At 51.6% G+C, this 18,916-nt stretch carries 17 protein-coding genes; 7 read left to right on the plus strand and 10 right to left on the minus strand.

The window, feature by feature from the left end; all coding sequences use genetic code 11:
• Positions 1–7 precede the first annotated feature (7 nt).
• Positions 8–766, plus strand: a complete 759-nt coding sequence (pstB, locus tag B5D23_RS00245; protein ID WP_233813490.1) for a phosphate ABC transporter ATP-binding protein PstB — start codon at positions 8–10, stop codon at positions 764–766.
• Positions 767–777: 11 nt separating this feature from the next.
• The gene (gene phoU / locus B5D23_RS00250; protein ID WP_078683385.1) at positions 778–1,446 is read left to right on the plus strand and encodes a phosphate signaling complex protein PhoU; all 669 of its coding nucleotides are present in this window, start codon (positions 778–780) and stop codon (positions 1,444–1,446) included.
• 106 nt (positions 1,447–1,552) lie between these two features.
• On the opposite strand, the gene B5D23_RS00255 is transcribed toward phoU, so the two are convergent.
• From B5D23_RS00255 to B5D23_RS00265, 3 genes are all read right to left on the minus strand, one after another.
• Positions 1,553–2,221 carry a DUF47 domain-containing protein gene (locus B5D23_RS00255; protein ID WP_078683386.1) on the minus strand — a complete coding sequence of 223 codons (669 nt, stop codon included), beginning with the start codon at positions 2,219–2,221 and terminating at the stop codon, positions 1,553–1,555.
• Positions 2,222–2,265: 44 nt separating this feature from the next.
• Positions 2,266–3,501 carry an inorganic phosphate transporter gene (locus tag B5D23_RS00260; protein WP_078683387.1) on the minus strand — a complete coding sequence of 412 codons (1,236 nt, stop codon included), beginning with the start codon at positions 3,499–3,501 and terminating at the stop codon, positions 2,266–2,268.
• Positions 3,502–3,865: 364 nt separating this feature from the next.
• Positions 3,866–5,473, minus strand: a complete 1,608-nt coding sequence (locus B5D23_RS00265; RefSeq protein WP_078683388.1) for a DNA repair protein RecN — start codon at positions 5,471–5,473, stop codon at positions 3,866–3,868.
• A gap of 311 nt (positions 5,474–5,784) precedes the next feature.
• Between B5D23_RS00265 and B5D23_RS00270 the strand changes: the two genes are divergently transcribed.
• The 3 genes from B5D23_RS00270 to rbr all read left to right on the plus strand — a co-directional run bounded on the left by B5D23_RS00270 (position 5,785) and on the right by rbr (position 8,805).
• Entirely contained in the window at positions 5,785–7,461 is a 1,677-nt protein-coding gene (locus tag B5D23_RS00270) for an FAD-dependent oxidoreductase (RefSeq protein ID WP_078683389.1), read from the plus strand.
• A 275-nt stretch (positions 7,462–7,736) separates the two neighbouring features.
• Positions 7,737–8,138, plus strand: coding sequence for a Fur family transcriptional regulator (locus B5D23_RS00275; RefSeq protein ID WP_234985047.1), 402 nt, complete (start codon positions 7,737–7,739; stop codon positions 8,136–8,138).
• Positions 8,139–8,229: 91 nt separating this feature from the next.
• Positions 8,230–8,805 (plus strand): rubrerythrin, encoded by a 576-nt coding sequence (gene rbr, locus B5D23_RS00280; RefSeq protein WP_078683391.1) that lies wholly within the window; start codon positions 8,230–8,232, stop codon positions 8,803–8,805.
• A gap of 103 nt (positions 8,806–8,908) precedes the next feature.
• On the opposite strand, the gene B5D23_RS00285 is transcribed toward rbr, so the two are convergent.
• The 7 genes from B5D23_RS00285 to B5D23_RS00315 all read right to left on the minus strand — a co-directional run bounded on the left by B5D23_RS00285 (position 8,909) and on the right by B5D23_RS00315 (position 15,602).
• On the minus strand, positions 8,909–9,325 hold the full coding sequence (locus tag B5D23_RS00285) for a hypothetical protein (RefSeq protein WP_078683392.1): 417 nt from the start codon (positions 9,323–9,325) through the stop codon (positions 8,909–8,911).
• A 656-nt stretch (positions 9,326–9,981) separates the two neighbouring features.
• Positions 9,982–11,139 carry a sulfate reduction electron transfer complex DsrMKJOP subunit DsrP gene (dsrP, locus tag B5D23_RS00290; protein WP_078683393.1) on the minus strand — a complete coding sequence of 386 codons (1,158 nt, stop codon included), beginning with the start codon at positions 11,137–11,139 and terminating at the stop codon, positions 9,982–9,984.
• Between the two features lie 11 nt (positions 11,140–11,150).
• Positions 11,151–11,921 (minus strand): sulfate reduction electron transfer complex DsrMKJOP subunit DsrO, encoded by a 771-nt coding sequence (gene dsrO / locus B5D23_RS00295; protein WP_078683394.1) that lies wholly within the window; start codon positions 11,919–11,921, stop codon positions 11,151–11,153.
• Positions 11,922–12,305 carry a sulfate reduction electron transfer complex DsrMKJOP subunit DsrJ gene (gene dsrJ, locus B5D23_RS00300; protein ID WP_078683395.1) on the minus strand — a complete coding sequence of 128 codons (384 nt, stop codon included), beginning with the start codon at positions 12,303–12,305 and terminating at the stop codon, positions 11,922–11,924.
• Positions 12,306–12,319: 14 nt separating this feature from the next.
• Positions 12,320–13,936, minus strand: a complete 1,617-nt coding sequence (gene dsrK / locus B5D23_RS00305) for a sulfate reduction electron transfer complex DsrMKJOP subunit DsrK (protein ID WP_078683396.1) — start codon at positions 13,934–13,936, stop codon at positions 12,320–12,322.
• 19 nt (positions 13,937–13,955) lie between these two features.
• Complete coding sequence (dsrM, locus tag B5D23_RS00310; protein WP_078683397.1) at positions 13,956–14,996, minus strand: sulfate reduction electron transfer complex DsrMKJOP subunit DsrM; 1,041 nt, start codon at positions 14,994–14,996, stop codon at positions 13,956–13,958.
• A 33-nt stretch (positions 14,997–15,029) separates the two neighbouring features.
• Complete coding sequence (locus tag B5D23_RS00315; protein WP_078683398.1) at positions 15,030–15,602, minus strand: RsbRD N-terminal domain-containing protein; 573 nt, start codon at positions 15,600–15,602, stop codon at positions 15,030–15,032.
• A gap of 367 nt (positions 15,603–15,969) precedes the next feature.
• On the opposite strand from B5D23_RS00315, the gene B5D23_RS00320 reads away from it, so the two are divergent.
• Together B5D23_RS00320 and B5D23_RS00325 are read left to right on the plus strand one after the other, a co-directional pair.
• A complete protein-coding gene (locus tag B5D23_RS00320) occupies positions 15,970–17,721 on the plus strand; it encodes a B12-binding domain-containing radical SAM protein (RefSeq protein WP_078683399.1) in 1,752 nt (583 codons plus the stop codon).
• Entirely contained in the window at positions 17,718–18,377 is a 660-nt protein-coding gene (locus B5D23_RS00325; protein ID WP_078683400.1) for a precorrin-8X methylmutase, read from the plus strand. Before B5D23_RS00320 ends, B5D23_RS00325 begins: the two co-directional genes overlap by 4 nt.
• The last annotated feature ends 539 nt before the right edge of the window (positions 18,378–18,916 follow it).

Genomic DNA, 18,916 nt, shown 5'->3' on the forward strand with positions numbered 1-18,916 from the left:
CGAGCTTATGACTCAGTATAAAATGGCCGCATCTGGTCTTGATTTTTATTATGGCGATTTTAAGGCGCTCAAGGATATTTCCCTGAACTTTGTGGAAAAGGAAGTCACAGCGCTTATTGGCCCTTCTGGCTGCGGAAAAAGTACCTTTTTACGTTGTCTGAACCGCATGAATGATCTCATTCCCGGCACCAGGGTTGATGGGCTGGTCGCACTTGATGGCGAGGATATTTATGACGCCAGACTTGATGTGGTCGAGCTGCGCCGCCGGGTTGGAATGGTGTTTCAGAAGCCTAATCCGTTCCCAAAAACAATTTTTGAAAATGTGGCATACGGGCTGCGCGTAAATGGCTGGACCGACAAGGCGGCCATTGCGGAGCGGGTGGAGGAGAGTCTCCAGCATGCTGCACTGTTCAATGAAGTGAAAGACCGTCTTCACAGCTCTGCCCTGGGCCTCTCTGGTGGCCAGCAGCAGCGTTTGTGCATTGCCCGTGCCCTTGCTGTTCGGCCGGAAGTTTTGCTGATGGATGAGCCTGCCAGTGCGCTTGACCCCATCGCGACCCAGAAGATTGAGGAACTGATTCATGTGCTCAAGGATGAACTGACCATCATCATCGTGACGCACAATATGCAGCAGGCAGCGCGTGTTTCTGATGTGACCGCATTTTTCTACATGGGAGAGCTGATCGAATCGGCACCGACCAAGACCATGTTCACCCGTCCAGAGAAAAAGCAGACCGAGGACTACATAACCGGCCGCTTTGGCTAAGAGAGATTTGTATGATTCAGGAAAGACATTTTCACCGCCAGCTCGACGAGCTGCGGATGCTGGCCCTTGAGATGGCAGCATATACGGAGCGGGCCGTAGCCTCGGCTTGCGAGGCTCTGCTGACGCTGGACCGTGAAGCCGCAGAACGCGTGATTGAGAATGACAGCATCATTAACAACATGGAAATGAAGATTGATGAAATGTCCATCGGGCTTCTGGCGCTGGATTCGCCAATGGCCCGTGACCTGCGCTTTATTACAGGTGTGCGCCGGACAATCATTGATCTGGAGCGGCTCGGTGACGAGGCTGTGAACATTGCCGAGAAAACGCGGTACCTGAGCAAGACAGAGGGCAAGGCGCATCCGCCAATGCTGGAAGAGCTTGTTAGCGTGGTGCTGGACATGCTCAAGGTCGCTATTGAGGCCTTCCGCGAGGAGAACGTGGACAAGGCGGGTGACGTTTGTAAGATGGACGAAACCGCTGACGAGCTGAATGTTCGGATTCTCAGGCAGACAATGGCAAGCATGGTGGCAGAGGCCACAGACGTGTCGCGCTCCGTTAATACCATTTTGGCTGCACGTCACCTTGAGCGGGTCGGCGATCTGTCCACCAACATTGGTGAAACCGTGGTCTTTATCAACAAGGGCCTGAATATCAAGCACCGCTGCCACAAATCATAATGTGCTTTTCTGTGGGCTGGCGGGTTCCTCTTTCTCTGCCTGCTCCCAGAAAACACAAAAGCCCCCATACCACAGGATGGGGGCTTTTTTTGTGAAATGCTCCGTGCTAGCGGGCAATCATCGAGCGCAGAATATCTGCGCAATTCTCGGTATTGTGTGCCATACCGTGAAGTTTTTCTACAAAATGGAAGAGCTGGTAAATATCTTTAAAGTCCATGTCTTCATTGTAGATTTCAGAAATGAGCTTGTTCTTGGCCTTAAAAATGGCGTGACGCTTCTTTCTGATGGCCCAGAACTGGTCCTTGGTGCCGCGTCGGTCAAGATGCTCAGTGTAGAGCAGACCCAGCGTCGCCTTGAGGGCAGGTCCAAGCATGTCAGTCAGGGTGTCAACGTCATCAATGAGGTCAATGATCTTCCGCTGATACTTGGGCGGAATGCTCACAGGGCGCATGGCAAGCCACTGCATGGCTTCCTGCGCATCATCAAGGACATTGTCCTGAGCCTTGGTGTAGTTCAGGAACAGAGTCTTGTCGACAGGCATGAACAGACCGCGCGGCAGGTGGTTACGAATCCTGCGCTTGATGAGGTCAGCCTGATTTTCAATGTGATCTATCTGCTTCGTGAGTTCCATGAACTCACGGCATGCACCACCAGCGACATAGCACTCCATAGAGTCCTTCACCAGTTCGGTGCACTCGTGGATTTTTTCATAGTGATCCACCAGCCCATCGAGAGGGCTGCGGGACGCAAGCAGTCCAAAGAGCGGCAAACGCATCGGGGTCCTCCTTGTTCCTCAAAGTGAGGTATGGGCGTAATATATCAATAAAACGACCACTTTAAAATCTGAAAAATAACGATAGATGTAAACGCGGCAATCGGAACAGTCAGAAGCCAGTAGACCACGATTTTGCCGAGTACGCTAAAGTCAACCGCCTTGAAGCCTCGGGCGAGTCCGACACCTGTAACCGCGCCAACAGTGGCGTGTGTGGTAGAAACAGGCAGGCCCAGCTTGGATGCAACAAGAACAGTGGTTGCAGCGGCAAAATCGACCGCAAAACCACGTGTATTTGTCAGCGTAGTGATTTTTTCGCCAACCGTCGACATAACTCGATGCCCTAAAACGCAAATACCAAGGGCAATACCAGCGCCACCCACTGCCAGAAGCCAGATTGGTACTTCTGCCTGAGTCAGGAAAGAGTGGTGTTTTGCCAGCACGTAAATGGCGGCAATAGGGCCAATGGCGTTGGCGACGTCGTTTGCGCCCTGGGACAGGGCTACATAACAGGAGGTAAAAATCTGGAGGCGGCGGAAAATTGTTTCGACACCTTCGACGCTTTCTTCAACCTTGACCGCGATACGGGTCACCATGATTTTGCCAGCGATCCAGGCCAGAATCGTCAAAAGAGCGACAAGGGCAGTGGATTCATAGACTGACAGAGAAAGCTGTTTGCCGACGGGAGTCTTGAAAAGGAATGAGAATCCGACCAAAACCATCGTGAACGCCATCCAGCGTGGACCCCAGATTTTGGCCTGTTTGATAAACCGCTTGCGCATAAAAATCTTTTTGCGGATCTGCGAAAAGATAAAAAAGGCAATTCCTGCGGCAAGAAATGGCGAAATAATCCAGGAACAGACCACACCGACAAGCTTCATCCAGTTGACGACACTCGGGCCAGCGGCAACAAGACCAAAGCCCAGAATGGAGCCAACAATAGAGTGTGTTGACGAGACCGGGAGCGCGGTGAGTGTGGCGATGAGGACCCAGAGGGCTGCAGCTATCAGCGCGGCAAACATACCGATCATGATGAGCTTGGGGTCGCCAATAACATTGGCGTTGATGATGCCCTTACTGACCGTCGCGGTCACGTGGGAACCAAGGAAAACAGCACCAACAAAGTTGAGTCCACCGGCGATGAAAACCGCCTGTTTTACCGTGATGGCACGGGCACCTACAGCAGACGCCATAGAGTTTGCGACATCGTTGGCGCCAAGGTTAAAGGCCATCAGAAATCCTGCCCCAAGGGACAGGATATAAAAAAGGTCATAAATGTCCATCTGCTCTTCCTTGAGACACTGTGTGACGAAAAAGCTGCACTGCGATGGGCAGTGCTGTGAGCGGCTGCGAGCGATATGTCACAGCTTTGTTACAGAACTGTGTCAAAGGGGTCATGTGGGGTCACATAAACGAAACACAAGAGTTTGAACAGTACCAGACCATTCCTGAGTGCTGCATGGCAAAGGCACCGGGAAAACAGGTGTATTCCCTGATATTGTAGGGAATTAAATTGGTTCAAATAGAAAAAACCAATTGATTTTTTCTTTATCGAAAGAAAAAATTTTGTGATGAAAAGTCTGCAAACTCAAGGGTGGGTGCAGAAAAAAGAAAATCCCGGGCAAAAAATGTCCGGGATCTGTGTTTTTATGCTGTTGCTTTTTCCAGAAGCTGCCGCGCCAGCGCGTCACCCTGAGCGCCGCCGCCAGCCATTCGCTTGAGTTCTTCAAAGACCTGTTTTGCGCTGAGCTGAGAGCAGGACACAGTCGTCAGCTCGTCCACCACCTGCTTGGCCACCTGGAAATGACACGCGGCACGGCTGGCGAGCTGGGGCCAGTGCGTAATCAGGATGATCTGGCGGTTTTGGGCAAGCTGTGTAATCCGGTCTGCAACGTAGTTGAGAGTGAGACCACCGATCCCAGCGTCTACTTCGTCAAAAATAAGGGTTGGGATGCTTTCGCGGGTCATCAGCCCAACAAGGGCAAGCAGGAAACGCGACAGCTCGCCACCAGACGCGATCTGGTCCAGAGGCTGGGGACGCTGGCCGGGGTTTGGGACCCAAAGCATGCGTCCGCGCTGTTCCTCAATGCCGGGGTAAAGTTCTGCTGGTGTGAATTCGAATTCGACCTCGACAGCCTCGTTAAACCCGAGGCCCCGGAGTTCCTGTGCCAGAAGTCCAGAAAGCTCTCCTGCGGCGGTTTCTCGCGCGGCATTGAGGCATTCTATGCACTTTTTAAGACGCGAAGCACAGTCTGTTTCCTGCTTTTCAAGCTGGGCAAGGTCCAAGGCACAGGAATCAAGGAAAGAAATATTGGCATCCATTTCTGCGCGAAATTCAAGAATCTCGTTGAGATTTCGATTCAGTTTGCGCTTGAGCTGGGCCAGCTCAAAAAGCCGGGCTTCAATGTTTTCCAGCTCGCCCTCGCTCTGAGAATTGCGCTGAATGTGATGCAGGCGGGTTTCCAGCTCCCGGAGCTTGAGCCGCATTTCTTCGACGTCTTCGGCATCTTCACGCCAGTCGTCGTCAAGGCTTGCCAGCGCATCCATTTCTCTCGCCAAAAGAGAAATTCGTTCATGCAGGCTGCCTTCTTCGCCATAAAATGCGGCCAGCGCGGTTTCAACAGTCTTGGCCGCGTCGGCGGAGTCTTTGAGCTGCTGTTTTTGCTCCAGAAGTTCATCTTCCTCACCCGGCTGAGGGTCAACTTTTTCAATGAACTGGAGCTGGAATTCCATGAATTCGCGTTTGTCTGACAGCTCCCGCATTTTGCTGCTGAGTTCCTCGCGTTTTTTGAGCAGCTCATGAAGCTCGGCGAGCAGGGCGTTTTTTTGCAAAACAAGCTCTCGGTCATCAAGGAATTCGTCGAGGACTTTTCCCTGATAGGAAGGCGAGAGCAGGCGCTGCTGCCCATGCTGGCTGGTGTGGAGCAAAAGGCGTGGCTTCAGCTCCCGAACAGAGCTTTGTGAACTCAGTCGGTCATTAATGAATATGCGGCTTCGCCCTGTTTCGGCGTTGAGTTCTCGGCGGAGGATGCATTCGTTGCCATCCACCTGAAACACGGCTTCCACAGAAGCTTTGTTTGTGCCTGGGCGCACCATGTCTTTACCGAGTTTGTCCCCGGTCAAAAAACTGAGTGCACGAAGGATAAAGCTTTTGCCAGCGCCGGTTTCGCCTGTCAGGACGTTAAGGCCTGAAGCGAACTCAAGTTCGACGTCGTCGATAAGGGCGAGATGTTGTATGCGAAGGTATTCAAGCATGGTTTTCCTGAGAGAAACAGTATCCCGACTGTCGTAAATTTACCAGTTCCTTTCCTCGGGCAGATTTTGTGCTTAAGGTCCCAAAATAATAATGCTAACTGTAATCTATCTTGTAACTCTTGAGGATAGTTAATTTTTTGATGCAAAGTGAGCGCAAAGTCCATATTGTATCCGCAAAAATATAATGGAAAAGCAGGCTCGAAACTGGCACTATTGCAATGGGAAAAGTATAACTTGTTGTCAATATTTACTCTTGGATGAAAAACATAACGATTTTTTTTGCCGGAGTTAGCCGGTAGGGAGTCTCCTTTATGACGAGCAACGAGCATTCGGATAATAATTCTTACGACTGGTTCATTCCAGAAGAAAGTCGGGATCACTTGCGGGAAGCCTTTGAGGAACTTCAGAAACCAGTGTATCTGGAACTCTTTACCCGTAACGGTGACAACGATGCCTACAACGAAGCAACCGTTCGCTTTTGCCGCGACTTGGCAGTGTTGTCCGACAAGGTTGTACTTGCGGAATATTCCACTGACAGTGAACAGGCTTCGAAACGCGGTGTTGATCGTTCGCCGTGCATTGTCTTCAACCCTGATGAGCTTCATCTCACGTACATTGGTGCACCGCTCGGGCAGGAAGCCCGCGCCTTTGTCGAGGTCATACTTCATCTTTCGGCCGGAGACAGTGGACTTTCTGCGGTATCTCGGGAAATGATGGCCGAGCTTTCTGAGGAGAGGGAAGTCAAAGTCTTTGTCAGCCCGACCTGCCCGTATTGTCCCGGACAGATGCTCAACGCCTTTCGCGCTGCCATCGAAAATCCGAAGCTCGTTTCTGCCATCTGTATCGAAACGTCAGAAAATCAGGATCTGGCCCTGAAATATCAGGCCAGTTCTTTACCCAAGACAGTCATCAATGAAACGTTTACCCAGAAGGGACTCTTCCCTGAAGAGCGGTTTATTGTTGAACTCGTCAACCTGCGAACAGCAGAAGAGTTGCTTCGCGAGCATGACAGTGAACAGCCAGAAGCCAATGTCCCTAAAAAGAAAAGCACAGACGCTGTGCAGATTGATGTCGTTGTTATTGGCGCTGGTCCCGCTGGCCTTGCCGCGTCTATTTATACCGAACGCGCAGGGTTGAGTAGTATTGTCTTGGAAAAAAATGTGATTGGGGGACAGGTTTCGCTCACCCCAGAAGTCGAAAACTATCCCGGCTACAAGCGAGTCGGGGGGATTGAGTTGATGGACCTCATGGCAAATCACGCCCGTGAGTACAGCGACATCAAGGTCGGTGAGGAAGTCGAAGAAATAAAGGTTGGCAAAGATCTGGAAGTCTTTACCAATAAAACACATTACATCGCACGTGCCGTTATTCTCGCGACGGGCGCTACCGCAAAAATGCTCGGCGTCCCAGGAGAAAATGATTTGTTTGGTCGCGGTGTCTCTGTTTGCGCAAGCTGTGACGGCTGGGCCTACAAAGGGAAAAGCGTCATCGTTGTCGGTGGCGGAAGCTCTGCCCTGACTGAGGCCCTGCACCTTCACAACATGGGCGTTAAGGTGACTCTTGTGCACCGGAGAGATGCTTTTCGGGCAGAAAAACACCTCCAGAAAAATGTCGAAAGAGAGGGAATTCAGGTCTTGTGGAACACCGTCGTCGAAAAATTCGTCGGCGATGACGATGGATTGAAAAAAGTCCACTTCCGCAATGTCGCTGAGGATTCCGAGTTCGATCTCGACATGGACGGTGCCTTTATCGCCATCGGATGGAAACCAGAAACACCACTCGCCCAGCAGCTCGGCGTCAAGACCAATGATTGGGGATACATTGATGTTGACCGACATATGCGGACGAACATCCCACGGGTCTACGCCTGTGGCGATGTGATCGGGGGAGTGCAGCAAATCGTGACGGCTGTGGGCGAGGGAGCTACAGCCGCTTTGGCTGTTTTTGAGGATATTTCCAATCCTTATTGGAAAGAGGTGGAGGATTAGATCACATTTAATCTGCTGGGGCGGTTCACGGCAGAACCGCCCCTTTTTTAACGTTGGAGAAGTCTTTTGACCGTCGTTCATGCGAGAATCGTCCGAGGTTTCGCCTCCTTATCTTTTACTGAAAGGCGGGATTTCCAAGGTGTTTTTAATGAATCTGAAATCGTTGCCGCGCTTTGCGGAAGAGAAAGAAAAAAGCCTTGACTTCTACGCTTAACAGTAATAGTTCCTATTTGTGTAAGGAGGGTGTCGATATGGAAGCAAAGAGACCTAAGCGGATGACTAAGCAACGCAAGATCATCCTTGAGGAGCTTCGGAAACTCACATCTCACCCTACAGCAGACGAGCTGTATGAGATTGTCCGTGCGCGTTTGCCACGGGTCAGTCTCGGGACAGTTTATCGAAACCTTGAGGTATTGTCTGAACAGGGTGACATCCTAAAACTGGAGTCCGCTGGAAGCCAGAAACGTTTTGATGGTAACCCTGAACCGCATTACCATATCCGCTGCGTGCAGTGCGGCAGAGTTGGTGATGTGGAACATGATGGTGAAGTCGTGCTGCCTTCTATGGAGCATTTCCATTGCGAAGGCTTTACTATTCATAGTCAATCTCTTGAGTTTTATGGATTATGCGCAGACTGCCAGGAAAAGCTGGAAGCCCGCGAAGCTGTCGGATTGTAGCACGCAAACCTTTTCGTCTGTTTACGTTGCAGCTTGTGCAAGAATATCGCACAATACAGTATCTTAAAAATAACAGCATATGGAGTGCATGATGAAATCTATTGTTGGATCCAAAACTGAGAAGAACATTCTGACTGCATTTATCGGTGAGTCTCAGGCTCGTAATAAGTACACCTACTGGGCTAGTGTTGCAAAGAAAGAGGGATATGTTCAGATCTCTGCAATCTTTGCAGAAACCGCTGACCAGGAAAAAGAACACGCTAAGCGTTTGTTTAAGCTGCTCGAAGGTGGAGAAGTCGAGGTCGCCGGTGCTTTCCCCGCTGGTGTGATTGGCAACACCATGGAAAACCTTTTGGCCGCCGCCGCTGGCGAGCAGGAAGAGCATGAGCACATGTATCCTTCCTTTGCCGTCATCGCTCGCGAAGAAGGCTTTAACGAGATCGCCGCGATCTTCGAAGCTATTGCCAATGCTGAAAAATTCCACGAGAAGCGTTATCGCGCACTCGCTGCCAACATTGAAAACGGAACCGTTTTCAAGAAGGGTGACAAAATCGTGTGGCGTTGCCGCAACTGTGGCTACATCCACGAAGGTGTCGAAGCTCCCAAGCTTTGCCCCGCTTGCGCTCACCCGCAGGCTCACTTCGAAGTGAAAACCGAAAACTGGTAAACACCACTTCGTCTCTTAGTTAAAAGCATGAAAAAACCGCCCCAGCTCGCTGAGGCGGTTTTTTCTCGTTCTTCATTTCTTTCTTTTTTTCTTCTTTTTCTCATTACAGAGATTTGGCGCGGCGAACTGCTGGTGACTTCTGAATTAAATCTGTGATCAGCAGACCCAGTGTCATGTCTTCAGCATTGTCCTCGTTCATCGCTCCAAGAATATATCCCTTCAGTGTTTGGCAGCGCTCTGTCAGCTCCGCCTCGTACTCTTGGTCTTGTGTATATTTGCTCGCAGACTCCAGAACGTCCATCAGTTCATGGTTCCACTCGTCTGTGTCCGAAACATAGTATTGCAGGACTTCACGGATTTTGAGCACTCCAAAAAGCACCCCCTCCGTTGTCGTATAATCTTTTGAAAATATCTGTCCGTCGCTCAGCGTCGGGCGCGTATGTTTATGCGAAACGCGACTCGCGACCCGCTTCGCTTCCTTCTTCTTCCTAAATTCAGCCAGGGCTACGATACCACTCATGCTGCAGACCTCCTGTCTCGCTTTTATCCCTTATCGGACCTTTATGAGCTAACTTTAGGGAAGGTTACGAGACGTTGTCTCGTGTTCTGTCAGAGCAAGGGGAGGGTGGGTACGAGACGCTGTCTCGTGCTCTGCAAGGGACGCTAGGGTGGGCGGGCGGGGGGTCTGTCCCCGCACCTCTGCAAGGGGCGCTGCCCCTTGACCTCGCCCAAGGACGAGGCCCTTGGGAATCCCGCTTTCGCCCGAAATAAAAGGGGACCGAAATGTGATGAGAGCTACGCTCTCCTCTCCATTTCGGTCCCCTTTTTTTCGGTCTAGTTAACTGCGCGTGTGTTCTTTTTCTTTGCGCCTCAACCCTTTCTTTCTGAACGCTCGCGTTCAAAAAGAAAACGGTGGCAACGCACGGGAAAGAGAAGGGGCTCTCGACGTTATGCCCAACAAGTTTGAATTTCATTCACGCGAAGCGTGGATGGAATTCAAACTCGCTGAGGATACGTAAGGGAATCATTCCCTTACGCGGGGGTTTGGGGGCAGGCCCCCAATCTTCTTCCCTCCCTCCCGCCCATCCAGCAAGCACTAACGCGCTGTTCTCTCTTTCCCACAAAAAAAGCCCTCCTGCTTTTGCAGGAGGGCTTTGTAATCGAGTCGTCTTCGGTTTAGGAAGCGGCTTCTTTTTTTACGGTGACGGCGATTTTCCAAAGCACAGTCACGATGAGCGCACCGAGGGCGTAAATGCCCATAGAGATGGTCAGCTCGATGCCGGAGGGGATGTACGGAGTCACGCCCTCGAACATATTGGGGATGAAGCCCGCCACGACGAGTCCGAGGCCTTTGTCGATCCAGGTTGCTGCGATAAGGATCAGCAGCGCGAAGATCAGGAGAGGCTTGTTGTTCCGGAAGCGGGGCGGAATGAGCAGGACCAGGGAGAGGATGCCCATGAAGGAGGCAGCCCAGAAGTACGGTACAAGCTCAGTGTGTCCCTCGAGGCCGGAGAACAGGTAGACGATAGACGCCTTGTGGCCTGGGATATTGGAGTAGAACGCGGTGAAGAGTTCGAGCAGGAAGAAGAAGACGTTAGCAACCATAGCGTAGGTAATGATCTTCGCGAGCATGCTGACAGCTTCTTTACCGAGCTTAAACTTTGCGACCTTTTCCACGACCATGAGCAGGAGCAGCATGATAGCAGGACCTGCGCAGAATGCGGAAGCGAGGAAGCGGGCAGCCATGATAGCGGTAAGCCAGTAATGGCGGCCGGGGACACCAGCGTACAGGAATGCGGTAACGGTATGAATGGAGAAAGCGAACGGCACGGAGATGATGGCCAGAACGCGGACCCATTTAGCGTAGGGCACGCCTTTCTTCTGAGCTTCGAGGGAAGCCCAGCCGACGATGATGTTCAGGAAGAGGTATCCGTTAAGTACGAGAGCGTCCCAGAACAAGACTGAATTGGGAGTCGGGTGGATAACGAGGTTAAACAGTCGCTGCGGCTGACCAAGGTCAACGATAACGAAGAGCAGGCACATGATGATAGCACCAATAGCCATGAATTCGCCGAAGACGACGAGGTTGCCGAACTTTTTATAATTATGGAAATAATAGGGCAATACCAGCATAACGCCGGAAGCAGCAACACCAACGAGGTAGGTGAGCTGGGCAATGTAGAAGCCCCAGGAAACGTCGCGGCTCATGTCGGTAACGACGAGGCCTTCCTGGTACTGGATGACATAGGCCCCAAAGCCAATACCGATGAGCACCAGCAGGAAGCCGATCCAGCCCCAGTATCTTTTATCTCCGGTAAGTGCTTTTTCGAGCATGGCTCACCACCTTAGATGATGTAGAAGACGCTGGGGTTTGTGCCCAGGTCAGGTTTACGGCGAATAGAGTAGTTCTCTGCCAGGGCTTTTCTGACCTCAGAGTTGGGGTCACCCAGATCGCCGAACAGGATTTTCCCTTCAGACGCTTCGACACAGAGGGGCATTTTGCCCTCGGAGAGGCGTTCCACACAGAAGTCGCACTTTTCGACGACACCCTTGGTGCGTGTGGGGTACTTGGGGTTTTCCTTTTTCAGGCCATTTCTGGGGTCCTGGAAGTTGAAGCTACGGGAACCGTAGGGGCAGCCAGCCATGCAGAAGCGGCAACCGATGCAACGGTGCATATCCATCATGACGATGCCGTCGGCGCGTTTGAAGGTGGCCTGAGTAGGACACACGCGCACGCAGGGCGGTTCTTCACAGTGGTTGCAAAGCAGCGGGAAGGGCTTCTCTTCGACTTCTTCGCTCATGAACTCGTTGTGAGCATGGGGGAAGGTGTGATGGAAGCTGTCCAGCCACATCCATTTGACTTCTTTTTTCCCAGAGAATTCTGGCACGTTATGGTAGACGTGGCAGGCTTCGATCAGGGGCTTGTAGTCGTCAGCGGAGTGGAACTTTCGGGTATCGATGACCATGCCCCAGCGCTTTGCTTTGAGCTGTTCTGGCTTTGGGGTCATGTGGTCATAGTGGGGCAGGTAGCTCGCAGCGGCGGTACCTGCGCCTGCAGCGACACCGAGGGTGGTGACGGCTGCAACCTTCAGAAAGTTACGTCTGGTATTTTTCATCTACATACCCTCCTTAGGAGCGATATGGCAGTCCCAGCAGTACGGATTGACTGCTGCTGCGGTATGGCACTTGTCGCAGAACTGCTCTTTGGAGGTATGGCACTTCATGCAGGTTTTCTGCAGGCTCATTTCGTAGTGCTTTCCATTGAGCTTGCTGGTGTAGACGCGATTGCCGTTACGGACAACTTCGTCACGCCATATGTTGAGCATGTGCATATGCTCAGCTTTCATCCAGTTGGGGTCTTCGATGCATTCCGTAGCGTTAGCAGGCTTCTGGAGTTCGGGGGTGACATATGAAGCCTGCCCCACGTTGTACCAGAAAGGGAATGTCATCAAGGCGAGGAATACGATGATTCCGGCTATGATCTTTCCACCATCATACATTTAGTTTCCCTCCATTATTCCACGTTGGGGAGGTCTTCACCGCGCAGGTCGGTCGTGCGTTTGTGTTCGCCTTTCATAACCAGGGCGTTTGCCACGAGTTCGTGTACGCCAGTTACGTCGACGCCCGGGGCCCAGTAGTTCGCCAGCGGAGGCAGGGTTGCACGGTCGATAGCGCAGATGGTGGCGAGCATGTTGACGTCATGCTTCTCCTGAACATAGCGCAGTGCATTACCACGCGGCAGGCCGCCACGCATACGCATTTCCATGAACTCGTCCGTATTCAGACCGGAGCCGCCAGCGCAGCAGAAGGTCTTTTCGCGGATGGTGTCTTCGGGCATCTCATAGAAGTTGTTGCAGACGGCCTTGATGATATCACGAGGCTCGTCCAGAAGACCCATAGCGCGTGCGGGGTTGCAGGAGTCATGGAAGGTGACACGCAGGTGGTCGTTGCGGCTGGGGTCCAGATTGAGCTTATTGTGATGGATAAGATCAGAAGTAAACTCAGTGATGTGGATCATGCCGGTAGATGCGGCGTTTTCGAAACGGGTGCCTGTGATGGGGCTGACCGGAGTTTCGAGGCCAGAAGGACCATTCATGGTGTCCATGTACTGGTTGATAACGCGCCACATGTGACCACACTCACCACCGATGATGTACTTAACACCGAGACGCTTTGCTTCTGCATACATCTTGGCGTTGAGCTTTTTCATCATGGAATCGGAGGTGAAGAGACCGAAGTTACCGCCCTCAGAAGCGTAGGTGGACCAGGTGTAGTCCAGACCCAGCTCGTGGAAGAGCATGAGGTAACCCATGTATGTGTATGTACCCGGGTCAGCGAAGATATCGCCGGAGGGGGTAATGAAGAGGATTTCGTGGCCTTTTTCGTTGACGGGACAATTGACTTTGACGCCAGTGACGTCCTCAATGTCGTCGACCATGAATTCCATCATGTCGTAATACGCATGGGGCTGAATGCCCATGTGGTTACCGGTACGGTTCGAGTTTGCAGCAGGCTCAAGGATCCAGTTGATGTTGAGTCCGAGCGCATGAAGGATCTCACGAGCCATCATGGTGATTTCTGCGGTATCGATGCCGTAGGGGCAGAACAGGGAGCAACGGCGGCACTCAGTACACTGATAGAAGTAGAGGAACCATTCTTTGATGACGTCCTCTTCGAGCTTACGTGCACCGGCGAGTTTGCCGAGGATTTTACCTGCGAGGGTGAACTCACCGCGGTAAATGGAGCGGAGGAGTTCTGCACGCAGTACGGGCATGTTCTTGGGGTCGCCACTACCGATGTAGAAGTGACACTTGTCAGCACATGCACCACAGCGCACACAGACATCCATAAAGATCTTGAAGGAACGGTATTTCTTCAGACGCTTACGGAACTCTGTTCTGACGATTTCGCGCCAGTTTTCCGGCAGATGCCAGTCTTCGTCAGTGGGAACCCACTTCCGAGCATGGGGGAACTGCCCGTGAGTTTCCTCGTTGAGGTAATTCACGACTTCGGGCTTAGCAGGATAGCACCAGTTACCCGGGTGGAACTCGGGTGGCACGTCCATCCAGTTTTTAGAAGGAACTTTGTAGGTGTACTCCAAAAGTTCTTCTGGCTTCAAATTCCAAGCCATTACTTATCTCCTTGGGCTACTAGGCCTCTTTTTCAGTCTCTTCGAGGGGCTTTTCTACAGGCAGGCCTGCGTCGACCATTTTCTGTCTGTAATCATCCTCGTAGTCAGCATAGCTGTGAGCCTTGATGGACGGATCGTTCCAGGGGTTCACGTGACGCTTGGCGCGGTTGTTGTTCGCCAGGTTTCTGGTGGGGCTTAAGAAAACGCCACCCATGTGCATCAGCTTGCTGAAGGGGAAGTAGGAGATCAGCACACAGACCAGGAAGAGGTGAATGTAGAAGATGACGCCGATTTCCGGGCTAGGGACAACGGGGCTGAAAGAGAACAGGCCCATGGTGATCTCTTTGACACCAATAATGTCCGTCTTAGCGAAGTAGCGCATCAGGATACCGGAGCCAGCAATGCTCAGGATCAGGAACAGCGGGAAGTAGTCCGCCAAAAGAGAAATGTAGCGCAACTGTGGAATCAGAACTCGGCGCAGCAGAAGCAGAGTCACACCAGCGACCAGAGTGAGGTCGGTGATGTAGAGAGTCGGTGCTCCAAGCTGCAGGAAGCCGTCTGCCCACTCAAGGCCGAGCAGGAAGCCCGGAACTGGGTCGGTGAACAGGCGGAAGTGCCTCACGAAGACAATGAGGAACGAGTAGTGGAACAAAAGTGCAAAAGCCCACAGCCACTTTGCAGAGGCGTAGCGGACTTTGGCGTCCACGCCGTCCGATGCAGAACCAAAACGCTGTACAGCGAGGTTTCTGAACAGGGAACGGAAGAAAAGAACTTCAAGCACCATACGCACAAAAACCTGCCAGCCAGTAGCAGGATTGTCGTATTTGTCATGCTTGATCCAGTCATGCGAAAGCTGCTGCCCCGCAGTCGTGGGAATACGGAAGGGGACAGGCGTTTTGGCCCATCCGATCACCTTTGCAATGGCGCCACCGAAGAACAACGCGATTGCAAGGTACGGGATGATGACCCCAAAAAGGGTATGCATCCCCATAGCCCCCGCACCCAGCAGCGCGATGAGAGCCAGCGCGAAGACTAAAAAAAGTGAATACAAAGCGTTCATAAGCCCCTACCTCGATTAAAGTTGCAGTGCCAGTTACCCGTCACCTGACTCTGGAGTGTCATCCTTCTTCTCATCGGCCCACTCCGAGAAGTCGCAAACCAAACCGGCTCTCCTCAAGAGCCCGGAAAAACGCTGCTTCGAATCCTGAAGCCGGATTTCGAACAGCTTTTCTCGGCATTTGGTATACATGTCGAACGCAATAAGCGTGACTGTATCAACATGGGATTCAAAATCCCAGAGTTCCTGAATCAGTTCGAATGATGGAGGAACGTTTTCTTCCTTGGCCTGCTTCTTGATCTGTTCACGCACAACGTGTTTTACCAACAGAATAATTGCAGTTGCCTCGGAAGGAGAATACTCCTGAACAGCGCGTATGCGAACTATCTCATCAATATAGGCGGGCAGTTTGTCGTCAGCCTCATCTTTGAGCAGTTCGTCATAAATACCCGTGATGGCGGAGTGCAGGTGCACGCCAACAGGGTTGCCCCAAGGGTTATCCTTTTTCAGAAAAATCGAGCTTAGTCCGGGATAGGTTTTCACGACAAGATCGAACCATCTGTCGAGAATTTCGTCACGCCGGCTTGTAAGCAGTTCTGCAAGTGTCATGATGACAATACCCTATGCTTTATGGAGAATTAAGCGCGTTCTTTTGGATAAAATTACGCGTACCAGTCTACCATCCTGCCGTGTTTGTAAACCGCTGAAATTGAGTATCAATAAGGGGATACATTCATGACAGTTTGGGAGTTCCGGGTCCCTCATGGGAGAAAAACTTGACCAGCATATAATGAATATAAGGCCCTTTCGTCAAACTGATCGCTTGAATTTTCGGAATCCTAGCAGGGCTTCTTTTTCGGGTCCAATTTTCAGATCCGTTTTTTGCTGGTTGTTTGTTCTGGCATCAGTTACGACTCCTCACAAACATTCCTCTTTAGAGTAACCTTATAAATGCAGCCTAAAGCGATATAGAAATATGTCCAGAAAGTTGAAAATACTTCTTGTTTACCCATATTGGCTCGAAGATCGGACGCACACTGAAGATGTAGTAAGTGTGCCAATCGGTGTGTACTGGATTGCTGCCTTGCTCAAGGAGCATAATTATGACGTCGAGATATGCAACTGGAGTGATAAAAAAAATTCTCCAGACGAAATCCGCGCCGAAATTGAATCGAAAAAACCCGATGTCATCGGCTATTCTGTTCTTCAGGCAAACCGCTTTGGCGCTCTTGAGATAGCTCAAATTGCCAAGCAGGTGAATACCAAAGTTATAAATATCCTCGGTGGTGTCGGTTCAACGACTCTTTGGGACTTTTTTCTTCGGAATTATTCACAAGTTGATGCCTGCGTTCTTGGCGAAGGTGAGTACACTATGCTTGAGCTAGTGCAAAACCTTGAGCAAGATAATGCAGATTTCTCTGCAATACCAGGCATTGCACTCCGCGACAAGCAGGGCGTCCCCTACGCAACCGAAGAACGGCCACGAATCAAAAATCTTGATGAATTGCCGATTCCTGCAAAATATTTTTCCTATCAGCACGTGATTCTTGGGCGAGGCTGTCCCGGCCACTGTACGTTCTGTGGCTCGCCTTTTTTATGGAAGTCTCAGGTCCGACTCCGTTCTGCAAAACATTTTGTGGATGAACTGGAGCTGCTTCACGAGCGTGGAGAAAATTTTTTCTACGTCTCTGACGATACGTTTACCCTTGACCGAAAGCGTGTCATCGCCGTGTGTCAGGACATTCTTGCCCGAAAACTTAATATTAGCTGGGCAGCTATCTCGCGCGTCGACCGTGTTGATGAGGAAGTTTTGTCCTGGATGCGCAAGGCTGGCTGCATTCAGATCAGTTATGGCGTTGAGTCCGGCTCTCCTGAAATTCGCGAGTATCTTAACAAAGGTATTCGTGAGGAAGACGTTATTCGGGCTTTTCAGCTCACCACCCGTTACGGCATCCTTGCCCGCGCGTACTTTATATATGGATGCCCCGGAGAAACTCCCGAGACTATTCAGCAGACGCTCGACCTTATAAAGAAGATCAAACCCCTGATTGTTCACTTTTTTATTCTCTCCGTTTTTCCCGGTACTGCGCTTTATGAGCGGTTTAAGGAAAAAACTGGCGCCAACGATCATATTTGGGCTGACCAAATTGAGGATATAAAATATCTCGAACTGGACGATTCGCTTGATCTAAAAACCGTTGAGCAGTACGGCCACACCTTGCGCGAGACGTATTATTCGTGGCTGCCGCAGTTCGTCGACGAAATCGAGCTGGTGGACGATCCAGACTTCGCTCCACTTCATGCCGACTTTCTCGCCCGCCTCGGCATGACGTTTCACGAAGGAGATTATGCCTCGAACCTGAATCTTCTCGATTCCCCGGATATTGCCGAGAAGCTTTATCAAAGGGCATTAGACTATTATCCCGATGCGACAGCTGCCCTCGGGTTGGGAATGATGTATCAGAAGGAACGTCGCTACGCTGAATCCGTTCGGATTTTTGCCTATGGACTCACTGCTAACAAAGGCCATGAAAAGTTGAGTCTCGCCCTCGCTATCAGTCTGATGAACTGTGGCGACTTTGGAAAGGCTCTCGCCTTTTTGGAACCCTTTGAATCCAATCCGCAGGCCCTGCACTTTGCCGCGATCTGTCATCAGCATCTCGGGAACCACATGCAGGCAGAGAACCTGCGGTTTAAGGCTCGAAAAATTACTGGAGAAATTTCATGAGTGGAGAGAAAAACGTCAAGGTGCAGAATTGCTTTGCGCCAATGGCTATTGAAGAACGGTCCCTTGGTATCATTGACTCCGAAGTGCCAGAACCCCGCCCGTTTCAGGGGAAGCAGTGGGAAGTCGTTCGCCGTCTGATTCACACCACCGCCGACTTTGAGATGCTCGACCTTGTTCGTTTTTCCGACCATGCCGTTGAGTCCGGTCTCGAAGCCCTTCGCGCAGGGTGTCACATCGTTACCGATACGCAGATGGCCCGGATGGGTATTCCCATGCGTCGCATGGAGCCTCTCAACAGCACTGTGCAATGTTTGATGAATGACCCTCGCGTGATCGAGCAGGCTAAGGCGACTGGCAACACCCGTGCCCGTATGGCTGTCGACATTGCTGTCTCTGAGTTACAGCCTGATATTTTTGTCATTGGCAATGCCCCCACTGCGCTTTTGCGGCTTCTCGACCTCATCGACGAGGGCAAGATTATGCCCAAGCTCATCGTTGGCATGCCTGTCGGCTTTGTGAATGCCGCTGAGTCCAAGGCACTTCTCGAAGCTCGCATGGACCTTCCCTTTATTACGATTTATGGCCGCAAAGGTGGTTCCACCCTCGCCGCGGCAACGATTAACGCCCTCGCTGAAATCGTCCTGCGTGGTGAATAAAAATATTTGACCCTCCATCAGCGTGTTAGCGCTGGATGGGTGGGTGAGAGAAAATTGGGGGCCTGCCCCAGCCCGTGAGGGCTGGATGGGTGGGCGGGGGAAGATTGGGGGCCAGCCCCCAAACCCCCGCGTAAGGGAATGATTCCCTTACGTATCCTCATCGAGTTTAAAAGCCCTGCAAGCTTCGCTTGCAGGGCTTTTAAACTTGTTGGGGCTGCCTAAAGCGGCTTCTTTCTCTTTCTCGTGCGTTGCCACCATTTTCTTTTTGAACGCTTGCGTTCAAAAAGAAAGGGATGGAGCGCAAAGAAAAAGAACACGCGCCCAGTTAATTAGGCCGAAAAAAAGAGGGCCGAAATGGAGAGGAGAGCGAAGCTCTCATCACATTTCGGTCCCCTTTTATTTCGGGCGAAATCGGGATTCCCAAGGGCCTCGTCCTTGGGCGGGGTCAAGGGGCAGCGCCCCTTGCAGAGCACGAGACGGAGTCTCGTACCCCCACCCACCCCAAAGCCCTTGCAGGGCTTGGGGCAGCGCCCCAATAA

Origin of the sequence: Desulfobaculum bizertense DSM 18034 (genome assembly GCF_900167065.1) — a bacterium.
GTDB lineage: Bacteria > Desulfobacterota > Desulfovibrionia > Desulfovibrionales > Desulfovibrionaceae > Desulfobaculum > Desulfobaculum bizertense.